The organism is Streptomyces stoeckheimensis (assembly GCF_045822005.1).
Classification (GTDB): Bacteria; Actinomycetota; Actinomycetes; order Streptomycetales; family Streptomycetaceae; genus Streptomyces; species Streptomyces stoeckheimensis.
The window spans coordinates 4,228,976-4,245,010 of sequence record NZ_CP169550.1; the positions used below are offsets into that span (position 1 = coordinate 4,228,976).

Here is a 16,035-nt window from a genome sequence, read left to right on the forward strand (position 1 = left end):
CTCAGGCCACCAGGTCCCGGCGGCGCAGGGCGGTCAGGGCGGCGGTCAGGAGAGCCGCCGCCAGCGCGGTCAGCGTCAGGAGAGGTGCCCAGGTCAGGGCCTCGGAGCCGGGGATCCGGGGCAGGTGGGCGAAGGGGGACAGGTCGAGGACCGCCCCGGGGAGATTCAGCGCGGGGCCGATCCAGCCGAGGGCGAGCGCAGCCCCGGCCACCGCCCAGCCGGCCGACGCGAAGCCGGGGACCGCGCCGTACAGGAGGGCCGCGACGGCCCCGATCACCCACACTGCGGGGAGCTGCGCGAGAGCGCCCCCGACGGTCTGCGCGAGATCCGCGCCATGGCCGAGGCCCAGGCCGAGCCCACCCAGCAGCAGGATCAGCGCCGAGCCGCCGAAGGCGACGGCCAGATGACCGGCGGCCCAGCGCAGGCGGCCGACGGCGTGCGCGAGTACGGGCTCCGCGCGCTGCCCCGACTCCTCGGCGCCCAGGCGCAGTACCGCCGACACGATGAAGAGGGCGGCCACCAGCCCCAGCATCCCGGCCATCGTCGCCAGGAAGGCGTCGGTGAGGCCCGCCGCACCGCCCGCGCCTCCGCCCGCACCGCCCATCCGCTCGATGATCTCCCGGGTCTTGGCGTTGTCGCCGACCAGCTCCGTGGCCCCGTCCGCCATGCCCCCGAACACCACACCGGCCACCAGGAATCCGAGGCTCCAGCCGAGCAGCCCGCCCCGCTGCAGCCGCCATGCCAGCGCCCCGGCACTGCCGAGCCGCCCCTCGGCCGGGCCCGGGCGGACCGCCAGGAAGCTCATGCCGAGGTCGCGGCGACCGGCGAGCAGGTAGGCCGCGGCCGTCTGGACGGCGAAGGCCGCCGCGAACAGGGCGAGCACCCACCAGCGTTCGGCCGCGAAGGCCCGTACGTGCTCCAGCCAGCCCAGGGGTGAGATCCAGGTCAGCGCCGACGAACCGTCCGCGGAGCCCGCGTCGCCCGCGGCGCGCAGGACGAAGGCCGCGCCGAGCAAGGACCCGGCGAGCCCCTTGGCGAGCCGCGCGCTCTCGGTGAGCTGCGCCGTGACGGCGGCCGCCGCAGCGAACAGCATGCCGGTGGCGCCGATCCCGAGCCCGAGGGCGAACGCTCCGCCCGCGCCCCGCCCGGCAAGGCCGATCGTGACCAGGAGGGCGACCAGAGCGTTGGCGGCGAGGGCCGCCAGCAGGGCCGCCGTCAGCGGGGCCCGGCGCCCCACCATCGCCGCCGACAACAGCTCCTGACGGCCCGCCTCCTCTTCCTCGCGGGTGTGCCGGATCACGATGATCAGACTCATGAACCCGGCGAGCAGCCCGGCGAAGACCCCGCCCCGCCAGGCGGTCAGTGCGCCGATCGAGTCGCCGAACGCGGGGCCGTAGAGGGCGCGGAGCGAGCCGTTCGCGCTCATGGTGGAGAGCAGGCGGGCCCGTTCGGCCGGCGTTTCGTACACCGATGCGAGGGAGGCGGGCAGGCTGAGCACCAGGCCGGCCACGGCCAGGATCCAGACCGGCATCATGACGCGGTCGCGGCGCAGGGCGAGGCGCAGCAGCACGCCGGTCCCGGCCAGTTGACGGTGCTTCATCGCAGCGCCTCCGTCTCCTCGGCCCGGGCGTAGTGCCGCAGGAAGAGCTCTTCGAGGGTCGGCGGGGTCGCCGTCAGGGACCGCACGCCCGAGGCGGCCAGCGACCGCAGTACGGCGTCCAGCTTGTCCGTGTCGGCCTGGAGCCGGATCTTCTGCCCCTGCACCTGTACGTCGTGGACGCCCGGCAGGTGCGCGAGCCCGTTGGGCGGGGCGGCGAGCTCGGCGCTGATCGACGTACGGGTCAGGTGGCGCAGTTCGGCGAGGCTGCCGGTCTCGACCGTACGGCCCTTGCGGATGATGCTGACCCGGTCGCAGAGGGCCTCGACCTCGCTGAGGACGTGCGAGCTGAGCAGGATGGTGCGGCCGGCGGCCCGGGCCTCGCAGACGCAGCTGCGGAAGACCTCCTCCATCAGCGGGTCGAGGCCGGAGGTGGGCTCGTCGAGGATGAGCAGCTCCACGTCGGCGGCGAAGGCGGCGACGAGGGCGACCTTCTGCCGGTTGCCCTTGGAGTACGTACGGCCCTTCTTGGTCGGGTCGAGTTCGAACCGCTCGATCAGCTCGGCGCGGCGCGCCCGGTCGAGGCCGCCTCCGCCTGCGCGGCCGCCACGGCCGCCGCGCAGGCGCCCGTAGAGGTCGATGACCTCGCCGCCCGAGAGGTTGCGCCAGAGGGTGACGTCGCCGGGCACATAGGCGATGCGGCGGTGCAGCTCGACGGCATCGGCCCACGGATCGCCGCCGAGCAGTTCGACGCCGCCGGAGTCGGCGCGCAGCAGGCCGAGCAGGACCCGGATCGTGGTGGACTTTCCGGCGCCGTTGGGGCCGAGGAATCCGTGCACCTCGCCGGTGGCGACCGCGAGGTCGAGGCCGTCCAGTGCGCGGGTACGACCGAACGCCTTGTGGAGTCCGGCGGCGTTGATTGCCTTCGTCATGCTTCCGAACGTACGCTTCTTTCACAATTTTGTGGAGGTAGGGAATCACGTAAAGTCGGAGGGTGGCGAACGACGTGAACGACGTGAACGACGACGTGATGGACGATGCGGACTCCCGGGACCGGCGGGACCCCCGGGACGCCGAAGCGGTCTCACGCTTCGTCGAGCGGTTCGCCGCGCAGCTGACCGAGGCGGGGATGCAGCGGATGGCGGCGCGCGTCTTCGCCCAGCTGCTCGCGAGCGACGGCGGCGCGATGACCTCGGCGGAACTGGGCGAGGCCCTTCGGATCAGCCCCGCGGCGGTATCGGGAGCCGTCTCCTACCTGTCCCAGGTCAACATGGTCAGCCGGGAGCGCGAGCCGGGTTCGCGGCGCGATCGCTACGTGCTGCACAACGAGCTCTGGTACGAGACCTTCACCCGCCGGGACCAGATCCTGACCCACTGGGAGAAGACCCTGCGCGACGGCGCGGCCAGTCTCGGCCCCGACTCCCCCGCGGGCACCCGGATCGCCGAGACGGCGGCGTTCTTCGAGTTCATGCAGGCGGAACTCCTGGGCCTGATGGACCGCTGGCGCACCCACCGCGCCACCCTGAACCTGCCGTAGCCCCGTCCGGCACCGACAGCGCCACCGGCCGTGGCTCCATGGCGGCCGGCGGAGCGTCCGCCTAGACGACGCGGAGCGGACCCGCAAGATGGTCCGGCAGATCGACGGGCCGGTGCTGCTCGTCGGTCACTCGTACGGCGGAGCCGTCATCACCGAGGCGGGCGACCTGCCCAACGTCACCGGACCCCCGAGGAAGCCCTGGTCATGGCCGTGACCCAGAAGGCTCCCCTCGCCTCCGCCTTCGGCGACGCCGTCACCGCGCCCGTCTGGCGCGCGAAGCCGTCCTGGTACCAGGTCTCCACCGCCGACCGCATGATCCACCCCGACAACGAGCGGCGCACGGCCGCCCGCATGAACCCCCGCAAGACCGTCGAGCTCGACGCGAGCCACGCCTCCCTCGCCTCCCTCCCCGGCCCGGTCTGCGACCTCATCGAGGCGGCCGCGTCCGCCTGATCGCGCCCCGCCGCCACAGCCCGCGGGCCCGGCCCAGCTCCCGGGCGCGCGGGGCCCACACCACCGCCCCGGGCCCCGGGTCCCCGGCCAGCCACACGAACGGTTCCGGCGGCGGATCCGGGGCCTCGGACTCCGACGGTGACGGCGGCAGGGCCGACTGCGTGAGGGCCGACGGCGGCAGGGCCGGATCGGTACGCGGCCACGCGCGCGGCGGCAGCACCCGCCGCCCCAGCGGCCCCAGGGTCAGCACCCACGGCCCGCGGCGGCCTCGGCCTCCGGAGCCACCGCTCAGCACCAGCAGCGGTGGCAGCCCGCGCCCCGGCAGCACCCGGACGTCGTACGGGGTCCAGCGCAGCTCAGGGTCCCGCAGGGCAAGGCGCACGCGCCGGGCGACGCAGAGCTCCCGGACGGCGACGAACACGGGCACGCACAGCAGCCCCAGCAGGACCGCTTGCAAGGGCGCCGGGCGGGTGACCAGCGCCCCGATCAGCGCGGGCCAGCACAGCAGCGGCAGCAGCAGGATCAGCAGCGCGTCCTGCCGCCAGTCGCTCAGCGCGTCGCGGACGGCCGCTTCATCGGGCGGTCCCGGCGCCCGGTGCGCCTCCGGCCCCGGATCCCCGGTCACCGCAGGACGTTCCGGAAGAGGCGGCCCCGCCAGGGCCGGTACGTCACCGCTTTCGCTTCCTCGGCCGGAACACCCATCCACCAGGGAACGCCCACGATCCCGGCCATCCACCCCGCCCCCGCCCCCTCGTCAGCGTTGCAGCGGCAGTGTCAGCCCCCAGGCGCCCGGGTGCAAGGTCCACGTGCGGCGCCGGACCGGGCCGGTGATGCCGACGTCCGACCGGTAGCGGAAATCCTCCCCGGACACGGTCACGGCCGAGGCCCGCACCCGCACCACCCGGCCAGAGCCGGAGCCGGAACCCGAGCCGGAACCCGAGCCGGAGCCGGAGCCCGGGCGCGCCCCGGAAGCCGCTCCCGATCCGGAGCCGGAGCCCGAGCCGGAGCCCGCCCCGGAAGCCGACCCCGAGCCCGATGCCGCGACCGCCCCCGCCATCCGGACCAGCACGTCCGCCAGCCCGTCGCCCTCCCGGGCCGACACGGCGACGTCCTCGACCAATCCGTCCACGTCCGCCAGCACCACCCCGTCGGCCTCCACCCGCAGCCGGTGGCCGCCACCGGATCCGGTGGCGGCGGACGCCCCGGCCGGCGGGCGGCCGAACGTACGGACCAGGGAGCGGTACGCGTTCCACACCGACGGCCCGGCCGGCCGCGGCACGCCCCCGGACCCGGCCCGGGACCCCGACCGGGGCCCGGATCCGGCCCCCACGGGCGGCGGCGGGATGCCGATCCCGCCCAGCACCACCCCGTCGCTGTCGTCGACCAGCAGGTCCCGCATGCCGACGGCCCCGTCCAGGACCGCCCGCGCGGCCGACACGGCCGACAGCGGCACGCCGAGCTGCAGCGCCAGGACGAGCGACCCCGCCGGCCCCACCGGAATCAGCGAAACGGCCCCCGCGGACAGCGCCCGCTCACGGTGCAGCAGCCCGACGGCCCGTACGAGTGCGCGATCGTCGCCCACGATCACCGGCTGCCGATGACCCCGGCGGGCAAGGGCCCGCGCAAACTCCTCCTGTGAGTCCGGGAGGCAAATTTTCGCCGCCGCTCCCGCTGACAACACATCTTTCGCGATTCGCACGGACTCGCCGTCAAGACGGCGGGCGACCGGGTCGACGAGCACGAGCAGGCCGCCTACCGGCGCGCCCGCATGGCTCATGGTGGGCTCTGGAGCCGACACCTCGGTCCTTCCTCGGGTAGCATCTTTGTGCAAGAGGCCCTTGCGCTATTGCGCCAGGGCCTTCGTCTATTCCGGGGTACCGGTCCGACGGCTCAGCCTGCGGTGTACATCGTCGTACGCCCCCTGACCTTGGACATGCCCCATCCGGAAGAGGTGTACGCCTGTGCCCGCTCTTGTGCTGCTCGGAGCTCAGTGGGGTGACGAGGGCAAGGGAAAGGCCACCGACCTGCTCGGTGGATCCGTTGACTATGTAGTGCGCTACCAGGGTGGCAACAACGCCGGCCACACGGTCGTCGTAGGCGACCAGAAGTACGCGCTGCACCTTCTCCCTTCCGGCATCCTCTCCCCCGGATGCACCCCGGTCATCGGCAACGGTGTCGTCGTCGACCCGGCCGTCCTGCTCTCCGAGCTGCGCGGCCTGAACGAGCGCGGCATCGACACCTCAAAGCTGCTGCTCAGCGGCAACGCGCACCTGATCACGCCGTACAACGTCACCCTCGACAAGGTCGGCGAGCGCTTCCTCGGCAAGCGCAAGATCGGTACGACCGGCCGCGGCATCGGACCGACCTACGCGGACAAGATCAACCGCATCGGCATCCGCGTCCAGGACCTCTACGACGAGTCGATCCTCACCCAGAAGGTCGAAGCGGCGCTGGAGGGCAAGAACCAGCTCCTCGCGAAGCTGTACAACCGCCGCGCGATCGACCCGGCCCAGATCGTCGAAGAGATGCTCCAGTACGCGGAGCAGATCAAGCCGTACGTCGCCGACACCACCCTGATCATCAACAACGCGCTCGACGAGGACAAGGTCGTGCTCTTCGAGGGCGGCCAGGGCACGCTGCTCGACGTCGACCACGGCACGTACCCCTTCGTCACCTCCTCGAACCCGACCGCCGGTGGCGCCTGCACCGGTGCGGGCGTCGGCCCGACGAAGATCAGCCGCGTCATCGGCATCCTGAAGGCCTACACGACCCGTGTCGGCTCCGGCCCGTTCCCGACCGAGCTGTTCGACGCGGACGGCGAGGCCCTGCGCCGCATCGGCGGCGAGCGCGGCGTGACCACCGGCCGTGACCGTCGCTGCGGCTGGTTCGACGCCCCGATCGCCCGCTACGCGACCCGCGTCAACGGCCTGACGGACTTCTTCCTCACCAAGCTGGACGTGCTGACCGGCTGGGAAGAGATCCCGGTCTGCGTCGCGTACGAGATCGACGGCAAGCGCGTCGAGGAGCTCCCGTACTCGCAGTCGGACTTCCACCACGCGAAGCCGATCTACGAAAACCTCCCCGGCTGGTCCGAGGACATCACCAAGGCCAAGACCTTCGCGGACCTCCCGAAGAACGCCCAGGCGTACGTCAAGGCCCTCGAGGAGATGTCGGGCGCCCCGATCTCCGCGATCGGCGTCGGCCCCGGCCGCACCGAGACGATCGAGATCAACTCGTTCCTCTAGGACGCACGCAGGAACGCACGCAGGAACGCACGGAGGGGCGGGGTGCCGGTATGGCGCCCCGCCCCTCGCGCTGTGCTCAGGCTCCGGGAGTTTCGTAGAAGCCGGTCAGGTCGACGACCAGGTCGACGGACGACCAGCCCTGGTTCCAGAAGTCCACGATGCCGCCCTTGCCGCCGGGCGTCTGCACCAGATTCGGCACGGTCGCGCCCGCCGTCCAGTTCAGGGCCGAGGACACCGGCCGCTGCGGCTTCACGTTCTTGCCGCGCACGTAGTCGGACCAGAAGTTCGGGTCCGGGGCCACCGACAGGAAGCCGTCACCGCGGGTGTTGGTGACCGTGGTGTTCAGGGCCCACGCGTCGACCTCGGCGGCCGACGTGTCGCCTTCGAGGCCCAGCCACTCGTAGCTGCGGGGGGCCAGCGGGAACGCCGGGCGGTCGTTCCAGCTGCCGTTCTCGCGCGTGTCCAGGATCCGGAAGGGCACCGGGGGAACCACGAGGGCGGACCGGCTCTGCGGGGAGTAGTAGCCGACGACGTCCACGACCACGTCGGCCGGGTTCCAGCCGCCGTTGCGGACGGTGATCTTCCCGTCGGCGCCGACCGGCACGATCACCGCGTTGGCGACGGTCTGGCCCGCCGCGAAGTTCACGTTCGACGTGGTCGGCACCGCCTTCCCCGCGGGGTAGGCCGTCAGGTGTCCGGCCGACCGCGGGTTGGTGACGGTCAGGTTCAGCGCAACCGCGGTGGCGCCGGCCGGCACGCCCGCGCGCCCGGCGATCCCGATGTCGAAGGACCCGTACCCGGGCACCTGGCCCTTCGCCGTGCCCTGGCCCTCCCGGGTGTCCACGATCCGGGTCGGGGCCAGCGCGCCGTAGCCGGCAGCCTTCGACGCGGTGAAGTAGCCGGTGACGTCGGCCAGCAGATCGACCGGCGCCCAGCCCGCGTTGAACAGGTGCACGTACCCGTCCTCGCCGACCGGCACGATCACCAGGTTCGGCACGGACTGGCCCGCGACGTAGTTCAGGACCGAGGTCTGGGCGTTCTCCGCCAGCCCCTTCTCCTGGGCCGCCGAGACGTGGCCCGGCGCCGTGGTGTTGGTGACGGTGAGGTTGAGAACCACCGAGCGGACCCCGGCGGGCACCTTCCCCGCGCCCGCCACCTTCAGCGCGACCGAACTGCGCGCGCCGACCTTGGCCCGCGCGGCGCCGATGCCCTCACGGGTGTCCAGCAGCCGCTTCGGCTCGTGTGCGGTGAACTCGGTGCCCTCGGTGGCGACGGTCAGGCTGTTCTCCGCCACCCCGCCCGTCGCGGAGTCCTTCACCGTGACCTTGATCTCGTACGAGCCGATCGCGGCGTACTGGTGCGTGGTGCGGTGCAGATCGAAGTCGCGCGGCATGACACTGGCGTCGTACGTATCCGTCGTGCCGTCGCCCCAGGCGATGACGACGTCGACAAGGGCGTACTCCTGGCTGGAGACGATGGTCTCCAGGGTGAACGTGTCCACGCCCTCGGCGTACGCGTTCAGAGCGACCCCGAGCCGCTGGTCGGCCGCGGTGGCCGCGTCCGGCGCCTGCTGCGCCCGGGCGCTCCCCTTGGCGGCAGGGCCCGAAGGCACCGTCGTGACCGTGCGTTCGGCCGGGCTGCTGAAGGTCCTCCCCTTGGCCTTCCGCACCGCGTCCCGGTCGGCCCCGGACGCCTTCGCACCGGACGTGGTGGCTCCGGACGTGATGGCTCCGGACACGGACACCGCCGAGGCGGTCCCCGGTACGAGCCCCACGGCAGCCGCCACGAGGGCAGCGGAAATTACGAGTCGGCGATTACGCACCGGCCCCCCACTTCTGTTTGAACGTGATCAGATCTGATCACGCGAGCAGCGTACATAACCGCTTTCCAGCCGGGTCCGGCAAGGGGATATGCTCCGCCTGCCCGCGAACCCCGTGCTGATCACGGAAGCGGGCCTGCTTGAACTGGGGGGTTCATGAGCTTGCTGCCACGGGGCAGAGGTACGTCCGCGCTGCCCGCGACCAGGGGGAGGGGCCGTACGGCCCTCGCCTCCGGCGCCCTTCTGCTCGCCGTGCTGACGGCGTTCACCGGCCAGAGCGGGTCCGCCCTCGCGGCCCCGTCACCCGGCACCACCGCGTCCGATCCGGCCACGGCCGCCGGTCCGGCCGCCGCGAGCCCGCGGGCTTCCGGCCCGCAGGCCGCGCCGAAGCCGGACCCGAAGGCGGACCGCGAGGCCGCCGTACGGTCGCTCGAAGAGGCGGACCCGTCCGGCCCTTGCCCGACGACGCTGAAACCGCACGAGATCGTCGACTGCACCGTCCCGTCGGGCACGACGGCCCGGATCGCGCTGACCCTGCCGCAGCAGAAGGACCTGGTCCTCATCCAGGCCGTCGCCGCCCAGGGATCGCTCTATCCGCGCCTCCTCGCACCCGACGGCTCGCCCGTCACCTGCGAGTTGGTCCGCCCGTCCACCGAAGGCGCCCTGCGCTGCCCCACCACCACCGCGGGCACGTACACGCTGACGGTGATGAACAACAGCGGCAACGAGACCGGCGTCTCCGTCGCGTACACCCCGCTGCTCTCCAGCACCGCCTGCATTCCGATCGGCGCCGCCGACTCCAAGCTCGGCGCCCCGACCGTGTTCCAGCGCTCCCTGCCCGCCGGCTCCGCCGGTGACTGCTACACGCTGGGCCTCGCCGCGAACGACGTGGTGCGCAGCCACGCCACCTCCTACCGGGTGCTGGAGAGCGTCTTCGACGCCTCCGGCAAGGAGATCTGCACCTCCCTCAACCGCGAGGGCGACGCGCTCGACTGCACGCTCACCGGCCCCACCCCGTACCGGGTTTCGGTCCTGCAGTCCTACGGCGCGGCCGAGCCCTACGCCTTCACCGCCGCCCGGTTCTCGAAGCCCGAGGGCTGCCCGGTCGTCGAGCCCCAGGCCTACGGAGTCTCCCCGGACCTGGCCTCCGCCGTGCGCTGCCGCGTGCTGCGCGTGCCGTCGGCGGGCCCGTACACCTACGCCCCGGTCTCCACCGGCTCCGCGCCCTACGGCCTGCTCTACACGGCCGCGGGCACCCAGGTCAGCGGCTGCGCCACGGGCTGCACCCTGGCCGCCGGCGACTACACCTGGGCGGTCGACCCCCGCACCGCCGACACCGGCGCCTTCGGGATGGCCTTCCACTCCGCGAAGGAGACCCGGGGCTGCACCGCGACCCGGGACGACGGCCTGGTGTCCGGCCCGGCGACCGGCACCTTCGGCGGTCCCGGGGAGCAGCGCTGCCTGACCCTGCCGACCGCCGGCGGCAAGGGCGTCTACCTGCTCGGCCGACCCCCGGCCGACGGCGATCACGCCCGCACGGCCGTCTACGACGCCTCCGGCGCCCAGCAGTGCGAAGGTAGCGCGGAGGTCGTCTGCAAGCTGACCGGTACCGCCCCGTTCCGCGTGGTGCTGAGCGGCGAGGCCGCCAAGGCGTACGGCCTGGTGGTCCACCGCACCGGTGACGCCACCGGCTGCGCCCTGTGGCCGCAGACCGTCTTCGGCGCCTCCACCGGCGCGCGGGTCGACCTGCCCGCCGAGGTCCGCCAGGCCTGCCTGAGCCTGCCCGCCGACAAGCACGCGGCCGCCGAGCTGCTCGACTACACCAACAACCAGAACAAGCTGAACGCCACGGTCCGGATCGTCGATCCCCAGGGCAACGTGGCGTGCGAGACGACCTACGCCAGCACCACCACCAGCTGCCTCCTCACCCCCGGCACCGCCTACACGGCCCTGCTGGTCGGCTGGGGCGGAGCGGACACGTACACGCTGGTGCGCCGTGACGTCTCGCCGACGGCGAACTGCGCCGCGCCCGGCTCGACGAAGGTGGGCGGTCCCTCCACCCCCTTCGACCTGACCTCGGCCCTGGACGCCCGCTGCCTGCGCGTTCCCGCTGCCGCCACGGACAAGATGTGGCTCAGCGCGCGGACGCTCGGGGGCCGGTACGACCCCACCACCACGGCGATCGTCCTCGACCCCACCGGCAAGATCGTCTGCTGGCAGCACGGGGTGTCCTGCCAGGTGACCGGCTCGACCTCGTACCTCGTGGTCATGACCGCCACCGGCTACGCGGACAAGCCGATCCACACCAACGTGGACACCTGGAAGGTGGGCACGGCGGCCGGATGGGCTCCGGAGTGCACGGCGAACCGGGTCTCCCCCGAGGGCTTCCCCGCCCGCAGCGGGGTGCTCACGGAATCCTCCACGGCCTACTGCGCCGTGCTCGACATGAAGGGCGGCCAGGCCTTCAACGTCGTCGGGACCAGCAGTGCCACCAACGGTGAGCACCCCTGGACGGACGTGCTCGCCGCCTCCGAGTGGAACAACGAGATCCACAAGTTCGACTGCATGGGCTCCGTGGGCCAGTTCAACGTGCGTTGCTCGGCCGGTTACGGCACCCCGGCCAGCCCGGCCGTCCTGCTGGTGAGCCCCCGCAAGGCGTCCACCCCCGTCGAGTTCACGATGGCGGGCGTCTGCGACAGCGGCTGCACTCCCGCCTCGGCCCAGCTCCCGACCGGCATCAGCCCCGCCGCCAGCCCCACCGGCACGCGGTCCCAGGCCGTCGTCAGCGGTACGGGCCTCACCCTGGGCACGAAGCTCAAGCTGATGGGCGGCGGCCACGAGCGGCCGCTGATCCCGGTCTCCGTCAACGCCGAGGGCACCGCCCTGAGCGTCCAGGTGGACACCGCCGATCTGCCGTCGGCCGTCTACGACCTGCTCCGCGAGGGCGCCGCCTACACCAGTGGCGTGCCCTCCCCGGGCTACCTCCCGAAGGCGTACACGGTCACGACCGCCTCGACCCCGGGCAAGTCCCGCTACGTGCCGCTGACCCCGTCCCGGTTCCTGGACACCCGTGACGGCACCGGCGCGAAGAAGCAGCGCGTCGGCGCGGGCGGCGTGGTCACCCTCCAGGTCGCGGGCGTCAAGGGCGTCCCGGCCACCGGAGTCACCGCCGTCGTCATGAACGTCACCGCCGTCCAGCCGACCCAGCCGGGCCACGTCACCGTCTACCCCAACAGCCGCCCGCTGCCCGGGGTATCGAACATCAACTACGCGGCCGGGCAGATCGTGCCCAACCTCGTGACGGTGCCGGTGGTCAACGGGAAGGTGGACCTGCGCAACAGCGCCGGCACCGTCGACCTGATCGCCGACGTCACCGGCTACTACACCGACAAGGCCGGGACGGGCTCCTCGTTCGCCCCGATCACCCCGTCCCGGTTCCTGGACACCCGTGACGGCACCGGCGCGAAGAAGCAGCGCGTCGGAACGGGCGGCGTGGTCACCCTCCAGGTCGCGGGCGTCAAGGGCGTCCCGGCCACCGGAGTCACCGCCGTCGTCATGAACGTCACCGCCGTCCAGCCCACCGAGGCGGGCCACGTCACGGTCTACCCGAACGGTCAGCCCGTGCCCGGGGTCTCGAACCTCAACTTCACGCCCGGGCAGATCGTGCCCAACCTCGTGGTCGTCCCGGTGGTCAACGGAAAAGTGGACCTGCGCAACAACTCCGGCTCGGTCGACCTGATCGCCGACGTCACCGGGTACTACTCGGCGACCGGTTCGACGTTCTCCTCGGGTACCCCGGTCCGCCTCCTGGACACCCGCGACGGCACCGGCGCCCGCCCCGGCCCCGTCGGCTCCGGCGGGCTGGTCAGCCTGCAGGTGGCCGGGGTGGAAGGCATACCGGCGCAGGGGGTGACCGCGGTCGTCCTGAACGTCACGGTCACCAACCCCACGTCCGACAGCCACCTCATCGTCCACCCGCACGGGGCGGCCCGCCCCAACGTGTCGAACCTCAACTTCACGTCCGGGAAGACCGTCTCCAACCTGGTGGTGGTCCCGGTGGTGGACGGCCGGGTGACGTTCTTCAACAACTCCGGCTCGGTGGACGTGATCGCCGACTTGAACGGCTACTTCACCTCGTAAGGCTGAGCGTGCCGCAACGCAGAAGGTCCCGTCCGGTCTCACGACCGGGCGGGACCTTCTGCTTCGGAGGAGACCGGGCGCGGCGCGAAGGCCTTCGGGCGGGACGAGCTGGACGCCATGCTGCGCGACGCGCGCAGGCCCAAGGTGCACGACTGGCTCGTGAACTACGTGGTGAAGAAGAGCCCGCACGCGGAAGAGCTGCGTCTCGCCTGGATCACCGAAATGGTGCGCCGGAAGAACGACGAGACGGTGGCCTGACGGGCGGGCGATAAAGCGGTGGACAGCCCCCGCCCGCTGGGTGAGCATCTCCGCGATGAGTACTGAACTTCTCCCCAAGCGCGTCCGCTTCGTCAAGCTCAACGCGAAGGCCCTGCGGGCGCTTGCCGACGGTGACCTCGCAGGTGGCAGCGCCGAGGCCGGGGTGGCCCTCGACGAATACTTCGTATCCGACCGTGCCCGCTGGATCTTCGGCTACCGTGCCGACCAGCTCGCCAAGGACCCCTCCGCCGCCCCCTGGACCACCCGGGCCGCGGTGTCGGAGCCGGACGGGGTGGTCATCGGCGACGCCGGGTTCCACGGCCCGCCGAGCGAGGACGGCGTGGTCGAGGTCGGCTACAGCGTCGTGTCCGCCTACCGCCGCCAGGGCTACGCCCGCGCCATGCTGACCGCACTCCTGGCCAGGGCCGCCGAAGAACCCGACGTCAGAACCGTCCGTGCCACGATCCGGTCCGACAACACCGCTTCCCTCGCCACCATCGCGGGCTTCGGCTTCACCCGCGTCGCCGAGCGGGGAAACGAGACCGACGGAATCGAGCTCGTCTTCGAACTCCCGGCCAACCCGCCCCAGCCCCAGCCCCAGCCCCCCTCAGGATCCGGGAGCTGATCGTCCGGCCTTGCAGACGGGCCACGGACGGTGGTTGGTGTCCGCCCCCCGACCGTTCCCCGGGGGGATCCCGGAACCCCCCGGAGCCAAAGGCCGAAAGAAAGTCCCCGAACCCGTCACAACCACACCCCCGCATCCGTCAGTGCTGTGAGACGCCGACACCGGCCCCGCCCTGAAGGAGCACAGCACCCATGGACACGACCCCCACCACCCACATCTCCCGGATGCCCAACCCCACCGACTTCGTCCCCGAGCTGGCCGACGTCAGCGCGGCCCTCTTCCGGGCCACCGGGAACCGTTCCGTCCCCCGCACCACGATGAGCCTCGTCCACCTCCGGGCCGGGCAGATCGTCGGGAACACCTACCTGACCGTCCTGAACACCGCCTTCCTCCGCAAGGCCGGGGAGACCGAGGAGCGGATCACCGCCGTCTCCTCCTGGCAGGACGCCCCCTACTTCACCCCCGCCGAGCGCGCCGCCCTCGCACTGGTCGAGGCGACCCTCCAGCCGGCCCCGTACGGCCGGGAGCGCGTCACCGACGACCTGTACGCGGAAGTGGCCGGGCACTACGACGAGAAGGCGCTCGCCACCCTCACCATCGCGATCGGCCAGATCAACTTCTTCATCGCCCTGGCCGTCATCGGCAAGCCCGCCCCGGTGAGCTCCCTGGCGGACGAGCAGTGGGACTAGCAGGGGGACCAGCCGGGCCGAACGCCGAAGGGGCGGCACGCCGTCGCGTGCCGCCCCCGCGGGCTCAGTTCGTCTGGTAGACGCCGAAGACGTCGACGATCAGGTCGGCGTCCTTCCAGCCCTGGTTCCAGAAGTGGATGATGCCGTGCTCGCCGTCACTGGCCTGCGCCATGTTCGCGACGGTCTTGCCCGCCGTCCAGTTCAGGTTCGAGGAGATGGGACGCGGCGGCACGGGAGCACCGGGCTGGTCGTTGACCAGCCACGGGAACGGGCTCGGGGCCACCGACAGGAAACCGGTGTCCGTGGTGTTGGTGACGGTCGTGTTCAGGACGTACGCCTCGAAGCCCTCCGGGCCGTCGACGACCGAGAGGCCTTGCGCGATGTACCCGCGGGCCGGGAACTTCCCGCCGCCGTACCAGCTGTCGGGCACCCGGGTGTCGAGGTACCGGTGCGCCCCGAAGGCCACGTACGCGGCCTTGCTGTCCTTGCTGTAGTAGCCGACCACGTCCACCACCACGTCGGCCGGGGCCCACCCGCCGTTGAAGACGTTGATCGTGCCGTCCGGGCCGACCGGCACGATCACCGAGTTCGCCACCGTCTCACCGGCCGCGAAGTTCAGGCTGGACGCCGTGGGGACCTTGCCGCCGCCCGGGTACACGGACAGGTGGCCGGCGTCCTTCGGGTTGGTCACCGTCACGTTCAGCGCCACCGCCGTGATGCCGGCGGGCACGCCGTTCAGGCCGCCGATCCGGGTGCCGAACGAGGTCCGCCCGGCGACCTGGCCCTTGGTCGTGCCGAGGCCCTCTCGGGTGTCCACGAAGCGGGTCGGCTTCAGCCCGGTGTAGCCGCTGGCCGGCCTGTGGCTGAAGTAGCCCGTGATGTCGACGACCAGGTCCGCGGGGCTCCAGCCGCCGTTGAAGAGCTCCACGTAGCCGTCGGAGCCGACGCGCGCGATGACCGTGTTCGAGACGGACTGGCCGGTCGCGTAGTTCAGGTTCGACGTTTCGGGTGCCGCGGTGTCTCCGTCCCACACCGTCACGTGCCCCGGGGCGACCGTGTTGGTGACCGTGACGTTGAGCGCCACCGCCTCGACGAAACCGTCGGCGGGAATGCTGCCGGTGCCGGTCACCTTCACCCGGGTCGTGCCGCGCCCGGCGACCTTGCCCGCCTTCGTGCCCGTGCCGTTGCGGGTGTCCAGCAGCCGGGTCGGGGCGTACGGGGTGAACTCCGTGCCCTGGGTGACGTGCGCGACCTCGTTGACGGCCCGGTTGACGCCGTCGGTCACCGTCACCTTCGTCACGTAGCTGCCGACCTCGGCATACGTGTGCGGGTGCGACTGCTCGCCGGCGCCCTTGGTGGTGAACTTCTCCGTCGTGCCGTCGCCCCAGTCGACGGTGACCTCGAGCGCGACGTCCTCGCTCGTGATCGCCGTCTCGAGGTCGACTCCCAGCGCGCTGCGGTACGAGACACCGATGCCGACGGCGAGGTTCTTGTTCCCGTACGCGACCGCGCCCGCGGGCGGCGCCGTGCGCACCGAGCGCTCGGCCGGGCTGTCGTACGTCTGCTGCGCGGCGGGCACGCTCGCCGCGGCCGGCGGCGCGGTGGTGGCCGAGGCCATGCCCGGGATGAGTCCGAGTCCGGCCGCCATCAGGGCAGCGGATATTACGAGTCG

The 16,035-nt window shown here is 72.2% G+C and carries 13 protein-coding genes and 1 pseudogene; 8 read left to right on the forward strand and 6 right to left on the reverse strand.

Features of this window, described 5'->3' with window-relative positions; translation table 11 throughout:
- Position 1 precedes the first annotated feature (1 nt).
- Positions 2-1,600 (reverse strand): ABC transporter permease, encoded by a 1,599-nt coding sequence (locus tag ACE1OC_RS19035; protein WP_407838003.1) that lies wholly within the window; start codon positions 1,598-1,600, stop codon positions 2-4.
- Complete coding sequence (locus ACE1OC_RS19040; protein ID WP_407838004.1) at positions 1,597-2,529, reverse strand: ATP-binding cassette domain-containing protein; 933 nt, start codon at positions 2,527-2,529, stop codon at positions 1,597-1,599. Before ACE1OC_RS19040 ends, ACE1OC_RS19035 begins: the two co-directional genes overlap by 4 nt.
- Before the next feature lie 98 nt (positions 2,530-2,627).
- On the opposite strand from ACE1OC_RS19040, the gene ACE1OC_RS19045 reads away from it, so the two are divergent.
- From ACE1OC_RS19045 to ACE1OC_RS19055, 3 genes are all read left to right on the forward strand, one after another.
- On the forward strand, positions 2,628-3,134 hold the full coding sequence (locus ACE1OC_RS19045) for a GbsR/MarR family transcriptional regulator (protein WP_407841609.1): 507 nt from the start codon (positions 2,628-2,630) through the stop codon (positions 3,132-3,134).
- An 88-nt stretch (positions 3,135-3,222) separates the two neighbouring features.
- A complete protein-coding gene (locus ACE1OC_RS19050; RefSeq protein ID WP_407838005.1) occupies positions 3,223-3,348 on the forward strand; it encodes an alpha/beta hydrolase in 126 nt (41 codons plus the stop codon).
- Entirely contained in the window at positions 3,339-3,587 is a 249-nt protein-coding gene (locus tag ACE1OC_RS19055) for a hypothetical protein (protein ID WP_407838006.1), read from the forward strand. Before ACE1OC_RS19050 ends, ACE1OC_RS19055 begins: the two co-directional genes overlap by 10 nt.
- Here ACE1OC_RS19055 and ACE1OC_RS19060 read toward each other — a convergent pair.
- Both ACE1OC_RS19060 and ACE1OC_RS19065 read right to left on the reverse strand, forming a co-directional pair.
- Positions 3,562-4,212, reverse strand: a complete 651-nt coding sequence (locus ACE1OC_RS19060; RefSeq protein ID WP_407838007.1) for a hypothetical protein — start codon at positions 4,210-4,212, stop codon at positions 3,562-3,564. The two genes, ACE1OC_RS19055 and ACE1OC_RS19060, sit on opposite strands and share 26 nt — an antisense overlap.
- 129 nt (positions 4,213-4,341) lie before the next feature.
- On the reverse strand, positions 4,342-5,364 hold the full coding sequence (locus ACE1OC_RS19065; protein WP_407841610.1) for a diacylglycerol kinase: 1,023 nt from the start codon (positions 5,362-5,364) through the stop codon (positions 4,342-4,344).
- A 184-nt stretch (positions 5,365-5,548) separates the two neighbouring features.
- Between ACE1OC_RS19065 and ACE1OC_RS19070 the strand changes: the two genes are divergently transcribed.
- Positions 5,549-6,832 carry an adenylosuccinate synthase gene (locus tag ACE1OC_RS19070; RefSeq protein WP_327254123.1) on the forward strand — a complete coding sequence of 428 codons (1,284 nt, stop codon included), beginning with the start codon at positions 5,549-5,551 and terminating at the stop codon, positions 6,830-6,832.
- 76 nt (positions 6,833-6,908) lie between these two features.
- Here the strand turns inward: ACE1OC_RS19070 and ACE1OC_RS19075 are convergent, their stop codons facing one another.
- Positions 6,909-8,618, reverse strand: coding sequence for a hypothetical protein (locus tag ACE1OC_RS19075; protein WP_407838008.1), 1,710 nt, complete (start codon positions 8,616-8,618; stop codon positions 6,909-6,911).
- A 189-nt stretch (positions 8,619-8,807) separates the two neighbouring features.
- Here ACE1OC_RS19075 and ACE1OC_RS19080 point away from each other — a divergent pair, with 189 nt between their 5' ends.
- The 4 genes and pseudogenes from ACE1OC_RS19080 to ACE1OC_RS19095 all read left to right on the forward strand — a co-directional run bounded on the left by ACE1OC_RS19080 (position 8,808) and on the right by ACE1OC_RS19095 (position 14,363).
- Positions 8,808-12,791 carry a hypothetical protein gene (locus tag ACE1OC_RS19080; protein WP_407838009.1) on the forward strand — a complete coding sequence of 1,328 codons (3,984 nt, stop codon included), beginning with the start codon at positions 8,808-8,810 and terminating at the stop codon, positions 12,789-12,791.
- Positions 12,792-12,878: 87 nt separating this feature from the next.
- Positions 12,879-13,004, forward strand: a pseudogene (locus ACE1OC_RS19085) (DNA alkylation repair protein); the annotation flags it as partial.
- Positions 13,005-13,104: 100 nt separating this feature from the next.
- Entirely contained in the window at positions 13,105-13,674 is a 570-nt protein-coding gene (locus ACE1OC_RS19090; protein ID WP_407838010.1) for a GNAT family N-acetyltransferase, read from the forward strand.
- A 191-nt stretch (positions 13,675-13,865) separates the two neighbouring features.
- Positions 13,866-14,363 carry a carboxymuconolactone decarboxylase family protein gene (locus ACE1OC_RS19095; RefSeq protein WP_407838011.1) on the forward strand — a complete coding sequence of 166 codons (498 nt, stop codon included), beginning with the start codon at positions 13,866-13,868 and terminating at the stop codon, positions 14,361-14,363.
- A 64-nt stretch (positions 14,364-14,427) separates the two neighbouring features.
- Here ACE1OC_RS19095 and ACE1OC_RS19100 read toward each other — a convergent pair whose 3' ends face one another.
- Positions 14,428-16,011, reverse strand: coding sequence for a hypothetical protein (locus ACE1OC_RS19100; protein ID WP_407838012.1), 1,584 nt, complete (start codon positions 16,009-16,011; stop codon positions 14,428-14,430).
- Between the last annotated feature and the right edge of the window lie 24 nt (positions 16,012-16,035).